This window comes from Thalassolituus sp. UBA6592 (assembly GCF_002433655.1).
Taxonomy (GTDB): Bacteria; Pseudomonadota; Gammaproteobacteria; order Pseudomonadales; family Oceanobacteraceae; genus Venatoribacter.
Map to the genome: position 1 here is coordinate 21549 of NZ_DJIO01000023.1, position 15506 is coordinate 37054.

The following is a 15506-nucleotide window of genomic DNA, read 5'->3' on the forward strand; positions in this document are numbered from 1 at the left end:
TAATCCGGATGAAATTCAGGAGTTTGTTGATCACTCCTGGTACCGCTACGCCAACGGCGCCAAAGGTCTGCACCCATGGTACGGCGAAACTGAACCGGACTTTACTCTGGGGCCAAACACCAAAGGCACCAAGACCGATATTAAAGAGCTGGATGAAGCGCACAAATACAGCTGGATTAAAGCACCGCGCTGGAATGGCCACGCTATGGAAGTGGGTCCGCTGGCGCGTTACATCATTGCTTACGCATCCGGTCAGGAAGCGGTTAAAGAGCAGGTGGATAAATCTCTGGCGACCTTTAACCAGAACACAGGTCTGGATCTGGGTCTGAAACAGTTCCTGCCATCGACTATTGGCCGTACTCTGGCCCGTGCGCTGGAATGCGATCTGGTAGTGGACTCCATGATTGATGACTGGCATGCGCTGGTTAACAACATTAAAGCCGGTGATTCTTCCACGGCTAACGTGGAAAAATGGGATCCGAAAAACTGGCCGAAAGAAGCCAAAGGTGTGGGCACCAACGAAGCACCGCGCGGCGCGCTGGGTCACTGGATCAAGATCAAAGACGGCAAGATTGAAAACTATCAGGCCATCGTACCGACCACCTGGAACGGCTCTCCCCGTGACAGCGACGGTAACATCGGTGCATACGAAGCCTCTCTGCTCAACACGCCCATGGAGCGTCCGGAAGAACCGGTGGAAATTCTGCGCACCCTGCACAGTTTCGACCCATGTCTGGCCTGCTCTACCCACGTGATGTCAGAAGACGGACAGGAAATGAGCAAGGTTAAAATCCGTTAACAGGAGGCGGCTATGTCTGAACAAAGTGTAAAAGCCGAACAGGCAACTGAACAGGCTGCAACGCTTCCGGCAGCAGGCAGCGGCGAGCAACAGCTGGTCCGCCGCCAGACCGCCGTCTATGTTTATGAAGCACCACTGCGCCTGTGGCACTGGGTCACCGTGGCCTGCATTACCGTGCTGTGTGTTACCGGTTACTTTATCGGTTCACCACTGCCAACCATGCCGGGCGAAGCCAGTGACAGCTACCTGATGGGCTATATCCGTTTTGCGCACTTTGCCGCCGGTTACGTCGTTACCATCGCTTTTATTGGCCGCATTTACTGGGCCTTTGTCGGTAACAGTCACGCCCGTGAGCTGTTTATTTTACCGATCACGAAAAAGGCCTGGTACAAAGAACTGTGGCACGAAATGCGCTGGTATATGTTTCTGGAAAAAACCCCGAAAAAATACATTGGTCACAACCCCATGGGGCAAAGTGCCATGTTCGTATTTTTCGTGCTCGGCCTGACCTTTATGATTTTTACCGGCTTCGCGCTGTATGGTGAAGGTCTGGGTTACGACAGCTGGGCCAGCCAGATGTTTGGCTGGGTTATTCCGTTAATGGGTCAGAGTCAGGATGTGCACACATGGCACCACCTGGGTATGTGGTACATCATTCTGTTTATCATGTCCCACATTTACGTGGCCGTGCGTGAAGACATTATGTCCCGTCAATCGCTGATCTCCACCATGGTGGGTGGCTGGCGTATGTTTAAAGACGACCGTCCGGACTGAGTATGACAAAGCGTTTTTTATTACTTGGTATCGGCAATGTGCTGTGGGCAGACGAAGGCTTCGGTGTTCGCTGTCTGGAGCACATCAGTCAGCATTATGCATTTCCCACCAATGTCAGCCTGCTGGACGGCGGCACTCAGGGTATCTACCTGCTGCAGCACGTGCAGGACACTGACGTTCTGGTGGTGTTTGATGCCATTGATTACGGCCTTGAACCCGGCACCCTGAAGCTGGTGCGCGATGACGAAGTGCCGAAATACATGGGCGCGAAAAAAATGAGTCTGCATCAGACCGGCTTTCAGGAAGTGCTGGCCATGAGCGAATTTACCGGACACTACCCGCAAGAAATTCTGCTGATTGGCGCACAACCGGAAATGCTGGAAGATTTTGGTGGCAGCCTGACCGACGTGGTACGCCAGCAGATTGAACCGGCGGTTCAGATCGCCCTTAATTTTCTCGCTGAACGTGGCATCACGCCGCTGGCAGAGGGAACCACTGATGCGTCAGTGGCGTCTATTTCACCGGAACTGGCCATGCATGAATATGAAAGCGGCCGCCCTTCCGAAGAGGCTGCTTTCCGCTTTGGTGATGCGCGCTTTATTCCGGCTGCGGAGAAAAACGTCTGATGTGTGTTGGTATCCCAATGCAGGTCATCAAAGCTGAGAACGACAAAGGCATCGCCTGGTGTCGTTCCTGGCTGACGCCGCAGACTGAACACGATACAACTCAACAACCCGAAATGGTCGATACCCGTCTGGTTGGCGAGGCTGATGAAGGCAGCTGGTTACTGGTATTTCTTGGCGCTGCCCGGGAAATCATCAGCGCCGAGCGTGCCCGTCAGACCGGCCAGGCATTACAGGCCTTACAACAGATCGGCAGCGGTAATACCTCAGGCCTTGATGCCCTGTTTGCCGATCTCGACCGGGAACCCCAACTGCCGCCCCACCTGCGCGCGGCAGCCACTGGAGAATAATCCGTTATGTCCCATCCATTAATCGGGCGTTTGCTGAACGATTTTGGTTATCCATTGCTGGATCAGACAAACCTGACTGAATTCCTTGCAGAGAATGAATTCAGCGTGCTGTTTTTTACCGATGATCCGGCGCGTAACAAAGAGACACCGGATGTCGCTGTGGTACTGCCCGAATTAGTTGCCCTGTTTCCACAACTGAAGGCCGCAGTCATTGACCGCAGCTGCGAAAAACAATTGCAGGGCACCTTTGGCTTTGCAGTATGGCCGGCACTGGTGTTTATGAAAGGTCAGGATTATCTGGGCAATATTATCCGCATTCAGAACTGGGATGATTACTGCAACATGATTCCGGAAATTCTGCAGCGTAAACCACAGACCCTGAACCTGAATTCACTGCAAGGGGAGGCCAGCTGATGAGCGGCGATATTCCACTGTTTGATCTGGCCAAAGGTGCGGTTCCGTCTCAGGCGGGCGTCGCCCAGGTCGGCCCCGGCTCCCAGGGCGAAGATGGTCTGCGTTATATGCGCATGCCGACGGAAATGGATACCTTTGAAATTCCCGAGTTGCCGGAAGCACAGGAACTGGCCATGTACCCCGAGGTCGGCCAGATTCTGCTCGATCTGCAGAGCTCACTGGAAAAAGGCGCAGCCAATTTAAGCGGTGCCATGAGCTGTGCGCGTATTAATCTCGATCATTTAAGCAACGATGCCTGCGCCCTGCTGTATCAGACACTGGGGGAAGGTGAAGTTGCGGCCCGCATCGAACACCCTGGCCTCAACATCCGGGTTCAGGAAAGTGTGCTGGCCGGTGTGTGGTGGCTGCAGCAACTCGATGCTGATAAAAAAGTCGCGCACCAGTGGCTGGAAGTCGGGGCAGTACCGGATTGTCTTTTAACCGACAGCTTCCCGTTCAGCAGTGATTACGTTATGCCGGAAGTTCCGGCTGGTCTGCTGAACGCGGCCCCGGTATTACTGGAACTGCTGGAAAAAGCCAAAGAGCATCAGCAGCGTCCGTTTACCGAACCTCACGTCATCAATTTCTCTCTGCTGCCGTTCAGCGAAGAAGACCATGCATATCTGGGCAATACCCTGAGCCATGGCGGTGCGGTGATTCTGTCACGGGGTTACGGTAACTGCCGTATCACCAGTTGTGCAGTTCCGGGGATCTGGCGGGTACAATACTTTAACAGCACCGATCAGCTGATCCTTGATACCATCGAGATCATCAGCATTCCACACGCCGCCTGTGCCGCGCGTGAAGATCTGGAAGACTCAGCCGAACGGTTACACGAAATTTACCAAGCCATGATGGCCGACTGAACAGGGTAAACATCATGACGAATCCCGATAAAATGTTTGAAGGCAGCTATATGGGCGACAACAGTCAGCTCAGTGACGACGCTGTTCTTGAATGCAAAATCTGCTGGTATCAGTATCACCCGCAAGAAGGTGACAGTGATCAGCATATTGTTCCCGGTACACCATTCAGCCAGTTACCGGACAGCTGGCGCTGTCCGCAATGCGAAGGCGAACGGGATCAGTTTATGGTGGTAAATGACCACTGAGGTAAAACACTCTGCGGCTGACATGAAAGAACGCATTGAGCGTTTTTATCAGGACGCCGCAACCCGTATGCAGGATCTGCCAATGTACAACCCTGCCCTGTGCGTCGAAGTTATCGGCTGGCAGGCGCTTAACACCCACAGCGGTGTAAACAGCGGAAATCAGGAACTGTCAGGGCAGCAGAATGATCATACTGACGACAATCAGCGCGATAAAAAACCACAGGCCGCAGAACAACAAAAGCAACAACCAATACAAAAACAACAGAGCCTGAATGAGCAGCAAACCCCTTGGTTTGGCATAGTAATTACGCCCTGGTCCATACTTTTGTGGGCCAGACCGGCTGCTCAGGTCAATGCCGTAAAAGGCAGTGACTGGTGTTTAAATTTACCCGCTGGTGAATGCATTCTGACTCATGCATACGCAGAAGAAACCGGAGCGTACGCCAGCACCAGCCTGATATCCCTGATGACGGATATTCCCTCTCAGGACGATGCCCGAACCATAGCTCAGGAAATTCTGCACACCTTGCTGGAAGCACCGCAATCGGCAAAGGACTCTGCGCAGGCCGGCCCCTCTTCCGCTGACTATGAGAGTGCGGAAAGTGACGCCGGAATCCGATCAATCAGCAAACAGCAGAAACCCGTTATGGTCTCACGCCGAGGCTTTTTAACCGGGTTACGCTCGGGCAGAAAAAATGACTCTTAAAATCAACGTAAGCTATCTCGACGGCAATATAAACGATCTGAGCACCGGACTTGAACGCTCCGGCGATGCAGTGGGTAAATGGCTGCAGCAACAAACCACAGAAGAAGCACTGGCGGCGATTCCCACTGTATTCAGTATCTGCGGCCGCTCCCATGATGTCGCCGCGCGTCTGGCGCTGGGTGAGCTGACCGATACCGACGCCGCGCAACAACTGGCACATAAAGCCGTCATCGAATCCATCCGTGAATATGTGATCCGTCTGCTGCAACACTGGGACTATCCAATTGACCGGGCCGCACTCGGTCAATGGATGCAGGCCGTTAACGAAGACACTCTGACACCGGCAGACCTGGCGCGTCAGGTTCAGGCGCTGTTACCGGATGCCCAGCAGACCGCAGACTGGCTGAGTAATATTCAGCAGATCTGGCAACGTCAGTTCGGCAACGTGCAGTTCAACACAGAACAGACAAACAAAGAACAGTTACAGACGTATTTTCAATGGTCGCCTCAGGCCCCCGGTGCCGATGTCAATTTTTACGCCGGCACAGGCGCTGATGTATTGGCCAGTCACAACAGTACTCTGGATCAGGTACTGGCCGAAGTGATCCGTCAGATGCTCAGTGATATGAATTATCTGATTGGCCGCCTGACTGGTGAAATGACCGGTTACGCTCTGATTCAGCATTGCCTGCGTGAGGACGAACAGGGCCAGCACAGTGAAGGCTGGGTACGTACTTCCCGTGGCTGGTTATGCCACCGTATTACAACTCATGGCAACGACAGAGAATGGCAGGTAATCTCGCCTACCGATATTAATTTTGCCTCTGCCAATAGCCTGCTGAACACTTTATTATCGGCCACTTCATCCGCGCCGGAGGCAGTTGAGTCTGTGGTTGCGGCGACAGTTAAAGCCATTGATCCGTGTGTTGAGTTTACCATCACGGTAAATGGCACCAGCTCAGGCGAACGTCATGCATGAAATGTCCATAGCTGAAGGTATTATTCAGGTATTGGAAGATCAGGCCGTGAGCCAGAATTTCAGCCGGGTAAAAGGTGTCTGGCTGGAAATCGGGCCACTGGCCAGTATTGAAAGCGATGCTCTGCGCTTTTGTTTTGATGCCGTTATTCGCGGCACCCTGGCAGAAAATGCCAGACTGGAAATTATAGAAATTCCCGGACTCGCCTGGTGTCTTGGCTGCGGACAGACCGTCGCCATTACCCAGCGTTACGACGCCTGCCCGGATTGTGGCAGTTACCATTTACAGGTGACACAGGGCGATGAGATGCGGATTAAAGAACTGGAGGTTGAGTAATGTGTACGGTTTGCGGATGCAGTGAAGGTGAAACCCGTATTGAGGGTCACGATCATCATCATGGCCATAGTCATGACGACGGACACAGTCATGAGCACGGCCACAGTCATGAGCATGAGCATGCGCACGCTCATAATCACGATCATAACCACAGCCACGCTCATAACGACGACCACCGTCACAGCCATGAGCACGATCAAAGCCTGCGCACTGAGCACCTGCATGATTATGGTCAGGGGCCGGCCCGCGCCCACGCACCGGGTTTAAGTCAGAGCCGTATGGTACAGATTGAGCAGGATATTCTCGGCAAAAACGATCAGTATGCCGCAGTTAACCGTGCCCGCTTCGAGCAGCAAAGTATTCTGGCACTGAATCTGGTCTCCAGTCCGGGTTCCGGTAAAACCACCCTGCTGACAGAAACCGTGCGCCGGTTAAAAGAACGCTGGCCACTGGCCGTCATTGAAGGCGATCAGCAGACCAGTAACGATGCTGACCGTATCCGTGCGACCGGTGTCGCGGCGATTCAGGTGAACACAGGCAAGGGCTGTCATCTGGATGCCCACATGGTCGGTCATGCACTGGAAAATCTGCCGGATCTCGAAGGCGGCGTATTATTTATTGAGAACGTCGGCAATCTGGTATGCCCGGCGGCCTTTGATCTGGGTGAAGCCCATAAAGTGGCGATTCTTTCCGTCACCGAAGGCGAAGACAAACCAATTAAATATCCGGATATGTTCCACGCAGCGGATATTATGATTCTGAATAAAACCGACCTGCTGCCACATCTGGATTTTGATGTGAACGCCTGCATTGAATACGCCCGCCGGGTAAACCCGGATATTCAGGTGCTGCAATGTTCTGCACGCAGTGGTGAAGGTATGGACGACTGGCTGAACTGGATTGAAGTACAGCGCAGTCAACGCATTCAGCAGCGCATTGATGCACTGCAAAGCCGGATCGCCAAACTGCAGGCGCTGTGATGCAAAACCGCACTGACACACAGAACCCGGCCGCGCAGACGTCAGAAGAGCAGATCTCAGAACAGCAAACCTCAGAAGAACAACGCCAGGCCAGCATATTAGCCAGCCAGCCGTTCGGCTGGCTTGTTCGCGTTCAGGGCATCGTCCAGGGTGTTGGCTTCCGTCCCACTGTGTATCGTCTGGCCACCGCAATGCGACTGCCCGGTGATGTCTGCAATTTCGGCAACCGAGTAGAAATCCGTCTTTATTGTTTGCAGAAACAGGCCTCTGAATTCTGTCAGGAACTGCTGCGTCATAAACCACAACGGGCGCATATTGCAGAAATTAAACTCGATATTCTGCACGACTATCAGGCCAGCGAATTTACCATCCGTAAATCCGAAGCGGCAGCAAGTTTAACCGGCAGTGGTGTGATTGCCGATCTTGCCCCCTGCCCTGACTGTCTGGCCGAATTATTTGATCCGCAGTCACGCCGTTATGGCCATCCATTTATTAACTGCACCCAATGTGGTCCGCGTTATACCCTGCTGAAAAAACTCCCTTATGATCGCGCCAATACCAGCATGGCAGACTTTGCTTTATGCCCCGGCTGCGATCAGGAATACCATGATCCGGCCAATCGCCGTTTTCATGCACAGCCCAATGCCTGCCCGGATTGCGGCCCGCGTATCTGGCTGGAAACAAACTCGGCAGGCAACCCGCCAGAAAATGCAGCAGAAAAGACAGAACAACATTCTGCACCAGCCGCTGAGGTAATTGGTCAGGCGCTGGCGGTTATTCAGGCTGGGGGGATTCTCGCGTTAAAAGGCGTGGGTGGTTTTCATCTGGTATGCGACGCAACAAACGCGGACGCCATTGCCCGCTTGCGTAAACGCAAACAACGCCCGTCAAAACCATTAGCCATCATGCTGGCCAACACGGCTTCTGCCAATCGCTGGGTGCAACTGACGCGTACCGGACTGGGTTGCCTGTCGCATTCTTCCGCCCCGATCGTATTGCAGAATATCAGCGCCGGTATCCGCCAGGAATATCCCGATGTCTGCCGCCAGCTGGCACCCGGGTTAAATGCGTTGGGCATTATGTTGCCGCAAAGCCCGCTGCACTGGCTGCTGTTTCACGCCGCCGCCGGGCGCCCTGAGGGCATGGCGTGGCTGCAACAGCCACAGCAAAGCGCTTGGGTCATGACCAGTGCAAATCTCTCCGGCCAGCCATTAATCACCGCGAATAAACAGGCTAAAGAAGATCTGGCTGGCGTTGCCGATGCCTGGTTAATGCACGATCGCGACATCATTAACCGCTGTGACGATTCTGTGGTTGATGCCCGTGACGACCTTCTCAGTGGACAGCAAGGTGCCATTATTCCACCGCTGACCAATCGCATTGGCCGTGGTCTGGCACCGTTAAACATTACCCTGTCGAATTTGCCAGACTCCGCCGATAATCCGGATATTCCATCAATACTGGCCTGTGGCGGCTATTTAAAAAATACTCTGGCACTGAATATCGGACGCTCGGTTTTTCTGTCACAACATATTGGCGATCTGAATAATGCTGCCAACGCCCGTCAGCAAAAACAGACTGCTGCCCAGCTGAGCCAGTTATTACAGGCCGAACCGGATTTAATCGCCTGTGATCTGCATCCGGAAGGCAGCGCCCGCTTGTTGGCGGAACAACTCGCTGAACAAATCCCAGAACAACGTGCTGCAGAAAATAATGCGGAGCAGCTGATGGAAGTGCCGCATCACATTGCCCATATTGCGGCGGTCATGGCTGAACAACCGGAGAAAGAAAAAGCACAGACAGAGGATGCCGACGCTGACGGTGAAAAGCCTGTGCTCGGTCTGGCACTGGATGGTTTTGGTCTTGGCTGGGATGGTGAAGCCCGCGGCGGCGAACTGATTCTGCTGTCGCCGCCGGATTTTATGCATCTGGGATCTTTCTCTGCCCTGCCTCTGCCCGGTGGCGATAAAGCCGCCCGTGAGCCCTGGCGCATGGCTGTCAGCCTGCTTTACGCCTACGGCGAAGAAGGTCAGGCCGAGCAGTGGTTAAAGCAACACAAAGCGATTGATGCCGCTCAGGGCCAGATGGTGCTGCAGCAACTGGAAAAAAATATTAACTGCCCGCTGACCACCAGTGCCGGGCGTTGGTTTGATGCTATTGCCGGATTGCTGGGGATCTCGGATATCCAGAGCTACGAAGGCGAAGCGGCCATGCGTCTGGAAGCGCTGGCCGGGCGCGCGACGAAAATGACCAACCCCACGGGCTTAGAACGCCTGTGCCGGAGCGAAATTGTGAAAGGCAAACGCCGCCTGAGTCTGCGTTTACTGGCACAGCATACTATTAATGCCTGTCTGACACCGTCAGCGGCCAATACCGACGCCAACGACAGCAGCTGCCTGGCGTGGCTTTTCCATCAGCAGCTCGCTCAGGGTCTGTGCGAGTGGGTGGTTGATGTGGCGCGTGATTACAATCTGAACGCCGTTATGCTGTCCGGTGGCTGTGCCCAGAATGCGCTGCTGCGGACTCTGCTGCGTAACGAATTAAACAAACACTCTGTCCGCCTGATTCTGCCGCATAAAGCACCGGCAAACGATGGCGGCCTGGCCCTTGGCCAGCTGGCGTGGACGCTGTATTCCCGACCTCAGGCTGAAGCCGGAACAGTCTCTGCACCCGCTGCTGCAACGGAGCAATAAAATATGTGTCTCGCCATTCCGGTAAAAATTGAACGTATCGAAGACGACAGCACCGCCATTGCGGATATTGGCGGCCTGCTCAAAGCCATTAATATTTCTCTGGTGGCCGATGTCAAAGCCGGTGATTACGTTATCCTGCATGTGGGTTTTGCCTTAAAAAAACTCGACGAAGAAGAAGCACAGAAAACGCTGGCGATGATTTCTGACATCGATCTTCACAATGCCCGGACAGAAGCGGCAGCAGGAATCTGAACATGAAATACGTTGATGAATTCCGCGACGCGGAGCTGGCCAAAAAGCTGGCAGATAAAATCCGCACAGCAGCAGATACTGGCCGTACTTATCGTCTGATGGAATTCTGCGGCGGTCATACCCATGCGATTTTCCGTTACGGTATTCCCAACCTGCTGCCGAAAAACGTCGAGCTGATTCACGGCCCGGGTTGCCCTGTATGCGTTCTGCCCATTGCCCGTTTAGATATGGCGATGATGCTGGCGAAAAATCCCGATGTTATTTTATGTACCTTTGGCGATATGCTGCGCGTACCCGGTACCGGCCGCACCAGCCTGCTTAATATCCGCGCTCAGGGGCACGATGTGCGCATGCTTTATTCGCCGCTGGATGCGATTAAACTGGCGCAGGAAAATACCACTAAGCAGATCGTCTTTTTTGCTATTGGTTTTGAAACCACCACACCGCCCACAGCGGTGTTACTGGAGCAGGCGAAAAAACTCGGCTTAGCCAATCTTACGGTCTTCTGCAATCACGTACTTACGCCGTCGGCCATGCACGCCATCCTGAACAGTGACGATGTAAAAATTGATGGCTTTTTAGGGCCAGCTCACGTCAGTACGTTAATCGGCAGCCTGCCTTACGAAATTTTTCCGCAGCAATATAACAAGCCGGTGGTGATCGCCGGTTTCGAACCACTGGATGTGCTGCAGGCTATTCTGATGCTGATTGAGCAACTGAATAAAGGCCGCTGCGAAGTGGAAAATGAATTTACCCGCGCAGTCACGCCAAACGGTAACGAAAAAGCCATGGCCCTGTGTGATCAGGTATTCCGCACCCGGGCAACCTTTGAATGGCGCGGCCTGGGTTTCGTACCACACAGTGCCCTGGAGATACGCCCGGAATACGCGCAATGGGATGCTGAAGTACAGTTCGCTGACTGGCTTGCTGAACAGCGGGCACAGCAGGAAAAACCACCAGCAGATAACAAAGCCTGTGAATGTCCATCCGTGCTGCGCGGCGTTAAAAAACCTCATGAGTGCAAACTGTTTGGCAATCCCTGCACGCCGGATAATCCGCTGGGTTCCTGCATGGTATCGTCAGAAGGTGCCTGCGCCGCGTATTACCAGTACGGTCATCGCCGCATAGCCGTAGCATCCGGCAACTAAAAAGCAGAACAATTATTTAACCATACACAGCAGATACAGCCGGTCACACAGCATGAATATAAAATCCGCACAGGTCGAAATGGTTCATGGCAGCGGTGGCCGCGCCATGATGAAACTGATTCACGAACTGTTTGCCAGTCACTTCCGTAACGAATGGCTGGATCAGGGCAATGATGGTGCCGTATTAAATGAAATTCCTGCGGGTTACCGCCCGGTGATGGCCACCGACAGCCACGTAATTACGCCGCTGTTTTTCCCAGGTGGCGACATAGGCTCGTTGAGCGTCCACGGTACGGTCAATGATGTTGCCATGATGGGCGCTAAACCTCTGTATTTAACCGCTGGCTTTATTCTGGAAGAAGGCTTCCCACTGAGTGATTTACAGCAGATCGTTCAGTCGATGGCGAGCGCCGCCCGCGAAGCCGGTGTGGCCATTGTGACCGGCGACACCAAGGTGGTGGAAAAAGGCAAAGGCGATGGCGTGTTTATTAACACTACAGGTTTTGGCATCGTTCCGGTAACCGTCAATCTGAGTGGCAGCCGCGCTCAGCCCGGCGATAAAATTCTTGTTTCCGGCACCATGGGCGATCATGGTGTGACGATTCTGTCGTCCCGTGAAAGTCTCGGTTTTGAATCGGAACTGCAATCCGATACTCAGTCATTAAACAGTCTGACTGAAGCCATGCTCAGTGCCATAACGAACCCGGCAGATTTAAAATGCCTGCGCGATCCTACCCGTGGCGGGCTGGCCAATACCCTGAACGAAATTGCACAGCAATCGAAAGTCGGCATTCACCTCAGTGAAGCCGATATTCCGCTGAAACCTCAGGTCGCTGCCGCATGCGAATTTTTAGGTCTTGATCCGTTATACGTAGCCAACGAAGGCAAGCTGATTGCCATCTGTAGTGCAGATATTGCCGATCAGCTGCTGAGTGTTATGCGCCAGCACCCGGCAGGACAGGATGCAGCAATCGTCGGTACCGTGGTGGAAGATGATCAGTGTTTTGTCGAAATGACTACCCGCTTTGGTGGCCAGCGTATGGTGGACTGGTTAAATGGCGAGCAGTTACCGAGGATTTGCTGAATAAAAAACGCCGGCATAAGCCGGCGTTTTTTTACAAAGCTCTGAGCAGATCAGAACTCAGTGGTGGTGACCGCCTTCACCGTGAACGTGGCCGTGAGCCAGTTCTTCTTCGCTGGCGTCACGTACAGATTCAACTTTTACGCTGAACTGCAGGGATTTACCCGCCAGAGGGTGGTTCGCGTCAACTGTAACAACCGCTTCGTCTACTTCAGTAACGATCAGGTTGATCGGACCGTGTTCAGTCTGCGCGGTGAATGCCATGCCAGGCTCTACTTTTTCAACACCTTCGAACGCTTCCATAGGTACTTTCTGTACACGTTCTTCGCTGTATTCGCCGTAAGCGTCTTCAGGAGCAATGGTTACTTCCAGTTCGTCACCAGCGCTTTTGCCTTCCAGAGCAGCTTCCAGGCCCGGAATAATGTTCTGAGCACCGTGCAGGTAAGTCATTGGCTGACCGCCTTCGGAGGAGTCGATGGTTTCGCCGCTGGCAACATCAACAACTTTGTAGTGGATGGTTACAACTTTCTGTTGTGCAATGGTCATAGGATAATCCTCTGTTCGTCCCCGTCTGTGCAGGGCTTGCATGGTTGATCACTCAAATAATGAGCAGTTACGCAAAGACGACCTGGGACCTACCCGTGCGACCTGACTCTACGAAAGCGCCAGTATAACAACTGGCGTGTGTATTCATAGGGGCCGGGGCCGTGCAGAGTGGCTCTGTTCAGTCTGTTCGCCGTATATGGCAAGTATATGTCGCGCCGGGATATGTCAGATGCAGCCTGGACTGAGACTACAGCAGCCGCAGCGTAACGGCTCAGCTGAGACGGCGGATAAAATTCAGCGCCTGCGCCTTGGCCAGGGTGCGGTCAGTACTGTCACCGTCAAAGCGCACTTTCAGGTAGGTTTTATCTTCGGACAGCACAGTGCCATTGCCCAGTGTTTCATGCTGAATGCGGTAGGTGGCAATCTGATGCTGCTTACGCTCAATAATATGATTACCACTGCCGCTTCTGGCACCCGGTACTTTTCCTGCACCAGCTGTAACAGCCGCAGTAGCCGCGCCGGCTGGTCTTTCCGGTATTTTGGCCAGCACCAGCCGCAGTGTCAGCTGCAACCGTTGCAGATACTGATCCAGCCAGGCCGGTAAGGCACCACCAGTAGGACTGATTTCTGCCGTGTCACTGCCCTGATACAGCGCCTGACCAATGGCCTGCGAGCGTTCGTACTGCATTTCCTGCTGGAAGCGGCTGGGCCAGCTCTGATCGCTTTTCCCCGCCTTGCCAATCTGACTGCCAAAGCCCTGTGAGGTATCCGGTGCCACCAGATGCAGCTGCTGGCGCGCCCGGGTCATGCCCACATACAGCAGGCGACGCTCGCTTTCGTCACTGGCCGGAGTGGTAAATTCCGCTTCCGGGGTATAAGGGTAATAATGCGCGTTCAGGCCGGGAATAATCACCACCTGCCACTCCAGACCTTTGCTCTTATGAATGGAGGTCAGGTGCACCCCCTGCTGCCCTTCGCGGGTCTGCTGCAGGCGTTTGGTTTTCAGTTCCTGCAGATAATCAAATCCATCACGGCTGCTTTGCCCGGACTCTCGCATAAAACGGATAAAGGCGCGGATGGTCTGGGTTTTGTCTTCTACCTGCTGTGCAGAAAAAGCCGAATCGGCAATGCCGTCTTCCAGATCCGTCTGCTCGACGTAGTTACTCAGCAGACGCCAGGCGTGCTGATTTATGTGCTCAGCGTCGGCGATGATTTCCGCCCGCGCCTGAATCTGCTGTACCTGCCAGCGACTCAGTTCATCGGGAATAGCGGCACTCAGTGCTTCACCAAAATCCTGCTCAGCCCTGGCTGCCTGTGAGGCAATACTTTCCAGTACCTGTCGCTTTACCTTGGGATAAGGCGTGGTGAGGATATGCAGCCAGGCATCTTTGCGCTGTTCTTCACTGCGCTGCTGGAAACGCCCGGCGGCAATTTCCAGCAGCAACCAGAAAATCTGCAGCTCCCAGCGATCCAGTACCGACAGCGAATTATGCAGCTGATAGGGCACTCCAGCCTGCAACAGGCCAAGCTCAATGGGGGCACATAACGCCCACAGACGGTTGATGACAGCGATCTGCTCCAGCTCTGCCTCAGACTGGATAAGCTTCAATACCAGAGCTGCCTCTGAGCGCGCCTGATGCAGGCGGATACGGGTCTGCGGCGTTGATGCATGGGACAGGCACAGAACATCATCGCGTTCTTTGTTGTGGGTAATCAGATGATTGGCCAGCAGCGACAGGCAATGCCCGTAACGGAAGGTATGAGGCAGCTGGTAAGTATTGACCTCGCCCATGGATTCACGGAAGCCGCTGACAATAAATTCCGGCCGGGATCCGCGGAATTCATAAATGGTCTGATCCGGATCACCGATCACCATCACCGAACCACGGCCACCGTACAGGACTTCGAGAAACTTCTGCTGAATGGCGTTGATATCCTGGTATTCGTCTACCAGTATCCACTGCATATGGCCGCCGAAATGCGCTGCGACATCCGGCTGATAGACAAACGCCATCACCGGATCGTAAATCATATCGGCATAGCTGATACGGCGCTGCTGGCGGCGCCAGTCTTCGAATTGATCGAACAGTTCAACAAATATGCGGCATTGAGGCGGCAGATCGAGTTCTTCGAACACTTCTGCCGGCGAGGCCAGACCGGATTTCACCAGATCGATAAAACCCAGTGCCGGTTCAACCCATTTCTTACGCTGGGAAAGAATATCCTGACGCGTATCTTCATCGGCCAGCTGCTGCAGCATACGCCACACCACCGGCTCACACTCACCATCTGACAGGGGCTTGCCGTGAAATGGCGGTAATACGCCCTGTTCAATCAGGCGGTGATAAATACGCAGACCGAGCGAGTGAAATGTCCGCACTTCCGGCAGTGCCTGCCCGGGTAACAGCTGCGCCAGCTTGCGCTCAAAATCCACCCGTGCGGCGCGGTTGTACATCAGCACCAGCATACGTCGCGGTGGCACACCGTCACTGAGTCGGGCGCCAATAAAATGCGTCAGCGTGGTCGTCTTGCCCGCACCAGCCACCGCGACAACCCGTGCATGGCCGCGCTGATGCGCAACCACACGGGCCTGCTCTGCCGTCAGGCCCGCAGGCGCGCTGGCAGAGTCAGTGGAATGGGAAGCGGATTGAATGTCAGTCAAAACAGTATCTGGGCT

Annotated in this window: 17 protein-coding genes; 15 read left to right on the plus strand and 2 right to left on the minus strand. The window is 54.0% G+C overall.

What is annotated here, in order from left to right; translation table 11 throughout:
• The 15 genes from B2Z72_RS01985 to hypE form a co-directional block, all read left to right on the plus strand.
• Nucleotides 1-799 (plus strand): nickel-dependent hydrogenase large subunit (locus B2Z72_RS01985; protein WP_297004075.1); only part of this gene is annotated, 799 nt, incomplete at its 5' end.
• Between the two features lie 12 nt (nucleotides 800-811).
• The gene (gene cybH, locus B2Z72_RS01990) at nucleotides 812-1573 is read left to right on the plus strand and encodes a Ni/Fe-hydrogenase, b-type cytochrome subunit (protein ID WP_296986140.1); all 762 of its coding nucleotides are present in this window, start codon (nucleotides 812-814) and stop codon (nucleotides 1571-1573) included.
• 2 nt (nucleotides 1574-1575) lie between these two features.
• Entirely contained in the window at nucleotides 1576-2199 is a 624-nt protein-coding gene (locus B2Z72_RS01995; protein WP_296986138.1) for a HyaD/HybD family hydrogenase maturation endopeptidase, read from the plus strand.
• Nucleotides 2199-2546, plus strand: coding sequence for a HypC/HybG/HupF family hydrogenase formation chaperone (locus tag B2Z72_RS02000; protein WP_296986135.1), 348 nt, complete (start codon nucleotides 2199-2201; stop codon nucleotides 2544-2546). The genes B2Z72_RS01995 and B2Z72_RS02000 overlap by 1 nt, the downstream gene beginning before the upstream one ends.
• A 6-nt stretch (nucleotides 2547-2552) precedes the next feature.
• The gene (locus tag B2Z72_RS02005; protein WP_296986133.1) at nucleotides 2553-2960 is read left to right on the plus strand and encodes a hypothetical protein; all 408 of its coding nucleotides are present in this window, start codon (nucleotides 2553-2555) and stop codon (nucleotides 2958-2960) included.
• A complete protein-coding gene (locus tag B2Z72_RS02010; protein WP_296986131.1) occupies nucleotides 2960-3865 on the plus strand; it encodes a hydrogenase expression/formation protein in 906 nt (301 codons plus the stop codon). Before B2Z72_RS02005 ends, B2Z72_RS02010 begins: the two co-directional genes overlap by 1 nt.
• Nucleotides 3866-3879: 14 nt before the next feature.
• Nucleotides 3880-4110: a rubredoxin gene (locus tag B2Z72_RS02015; RefSeq protein ID WP_296986130.1), complete on the plus strand. Its 231-nt coding sequence runs from the start codon at nucleotides 3880-3882 to the stop codon at nucleotides 4108-4110.
• Nucleotides 4100-4816: a [NiFe]-hydrogenase assembly chaperone HybE gene (gene hybE / locus B2Z72_RS02020; protein ID WP_296986129.1), complete on the plus strand. Its 717-nt coding sequence runs from the start codon at nucleotides 4100-4102 to the stop codon at nucleotides 4814-4816. Before B2Z72_RS02015 ends, hybE begins: the two co-directional genes overlap by 11 nt.
• The gene (locus B2Z72_RS02025) at nucleotides 4806-5795 is read left to right on the plus strand and encodes a hypothetical protein (RefSeq protein WP_296986126.1); all 990 of its coding nucleotides are present in this window, start codon (nucleotides 4806-4808) and stop codon (nucleotides 5793-5795) included. The genes hybE and B2Z72_RS02025 overlap by 11 nt, the downstream gene beginning before the upstream one ends.
• A complete protein-coding gene (hypA, locus tag B2Z72_RS02030; RefSeq protein ID WP_296986125.1) occupies nucleotides 5788-6129 on the plus strand; it encodes a hydrogenase maturation nickel metallochaperone HypA in 342 nt (113 codons plus the stop codon). The genes B2Z72_RS02025 and hypA overlap by 8 nt, the downstream gene beginning before the upstream one ends.
• Nucleotides 6129-7109 carry a hydrogenase nickel incorporation protein HypB gene (gene hypB, locus B2Z72_RS02035; protein WP_296986122.1) on the plus strand — a complete coding sequence of 327 codons (981 nt, stop codon included), beginning with the start codon at nucleotides 6129-6131 and terminating at the stop codon, nucleotides 7107-7109. Before hypA ends, hypB begins: the two co-directional genes overlap by 1 nt.
• Complete coding sequence (hypF, locus tag B2Z72_RS02040; RefSeq protein WP_297004077.1) at nucleotides 7109-9802, plus strand: carbamoyltransferase HypF; 2694 nt, start codon at nucleotides 7109-7111, stop codon at nucleotides 9800-9802. The genes hypB and hypF overlap by 1 nt, the downstream gene beginning before the upstream one ends.
• A gap of 3 nt (nucleotides 9803-9805) precedes the next feature.
• Nucleotides 9806-10054 (plus strand): HypC/HybG/HupF family hydrogenase formation chaperone, encoded by a 249-nt coding sequence (locus B2Z72_RS02045; protein ID WP_296984103.1) that lies wholly within the window; start codon nucleotides 9806-9808, stop codon nucleotides 10052-10054.
• A 2-nt stretch (nucleotides 10055-10056) separates the two neighbouring features.
• Nucleotides 10057-11202 (plus strand): hydrogenase formation protein HypD, encoded by a 1146-nt coding sequence (hypD, locus tag B2Z72_RS02050; RefSeq protein ID WP_296984104.1) that lies wholly within the window; start codon nucleotides 10057-10059, stop codon nucleotides 11200-11202.
• Between the two features lie 52 nt (nucleotides 11203-11254).
• Nucleotides 11255-12286 (plus strand): hydrogenase expression/formation protein HypE, encoded by a 1032-nt coding sequence (gene hypE, locus B2Z72_RS02055; RefSeq protein WP_296984106.1) that lies wholly within the window; start codon nucleotides 11255-11257, stop codon nucleotides 12284-12286.
• A gap of 57 nt (nucleotides 12287-12343) precedes the next feature.
• Here the strand turns inward: hypE and B2Z72_RS02060 are convergent, their stop codons facing one another.
• Entirely contained in the window at nucleotides 12344-12829 is a 486-nt protein-coding gene (locus B2Z72_RS02060) for an FKBP-type peptidyl-prolyl cis-trans isomerase (protein WP_296984107.1), read from the minus strand.
• 271 nt (nucleotides 12830-13100) lie between these two features.
• A complete protein-coding gene (locus tag B2Z72_RS02065) occupies nucleotides 13101-15491 on the minus strand; it encodes an ATP-dependent helicase (RefSeq protein WP_296984108.1) in 2391 nt (796 codons plus the stop codon).
• Between the last annotated feature and the right edge of the window lie 15 nt (nucleotides 15492-15506).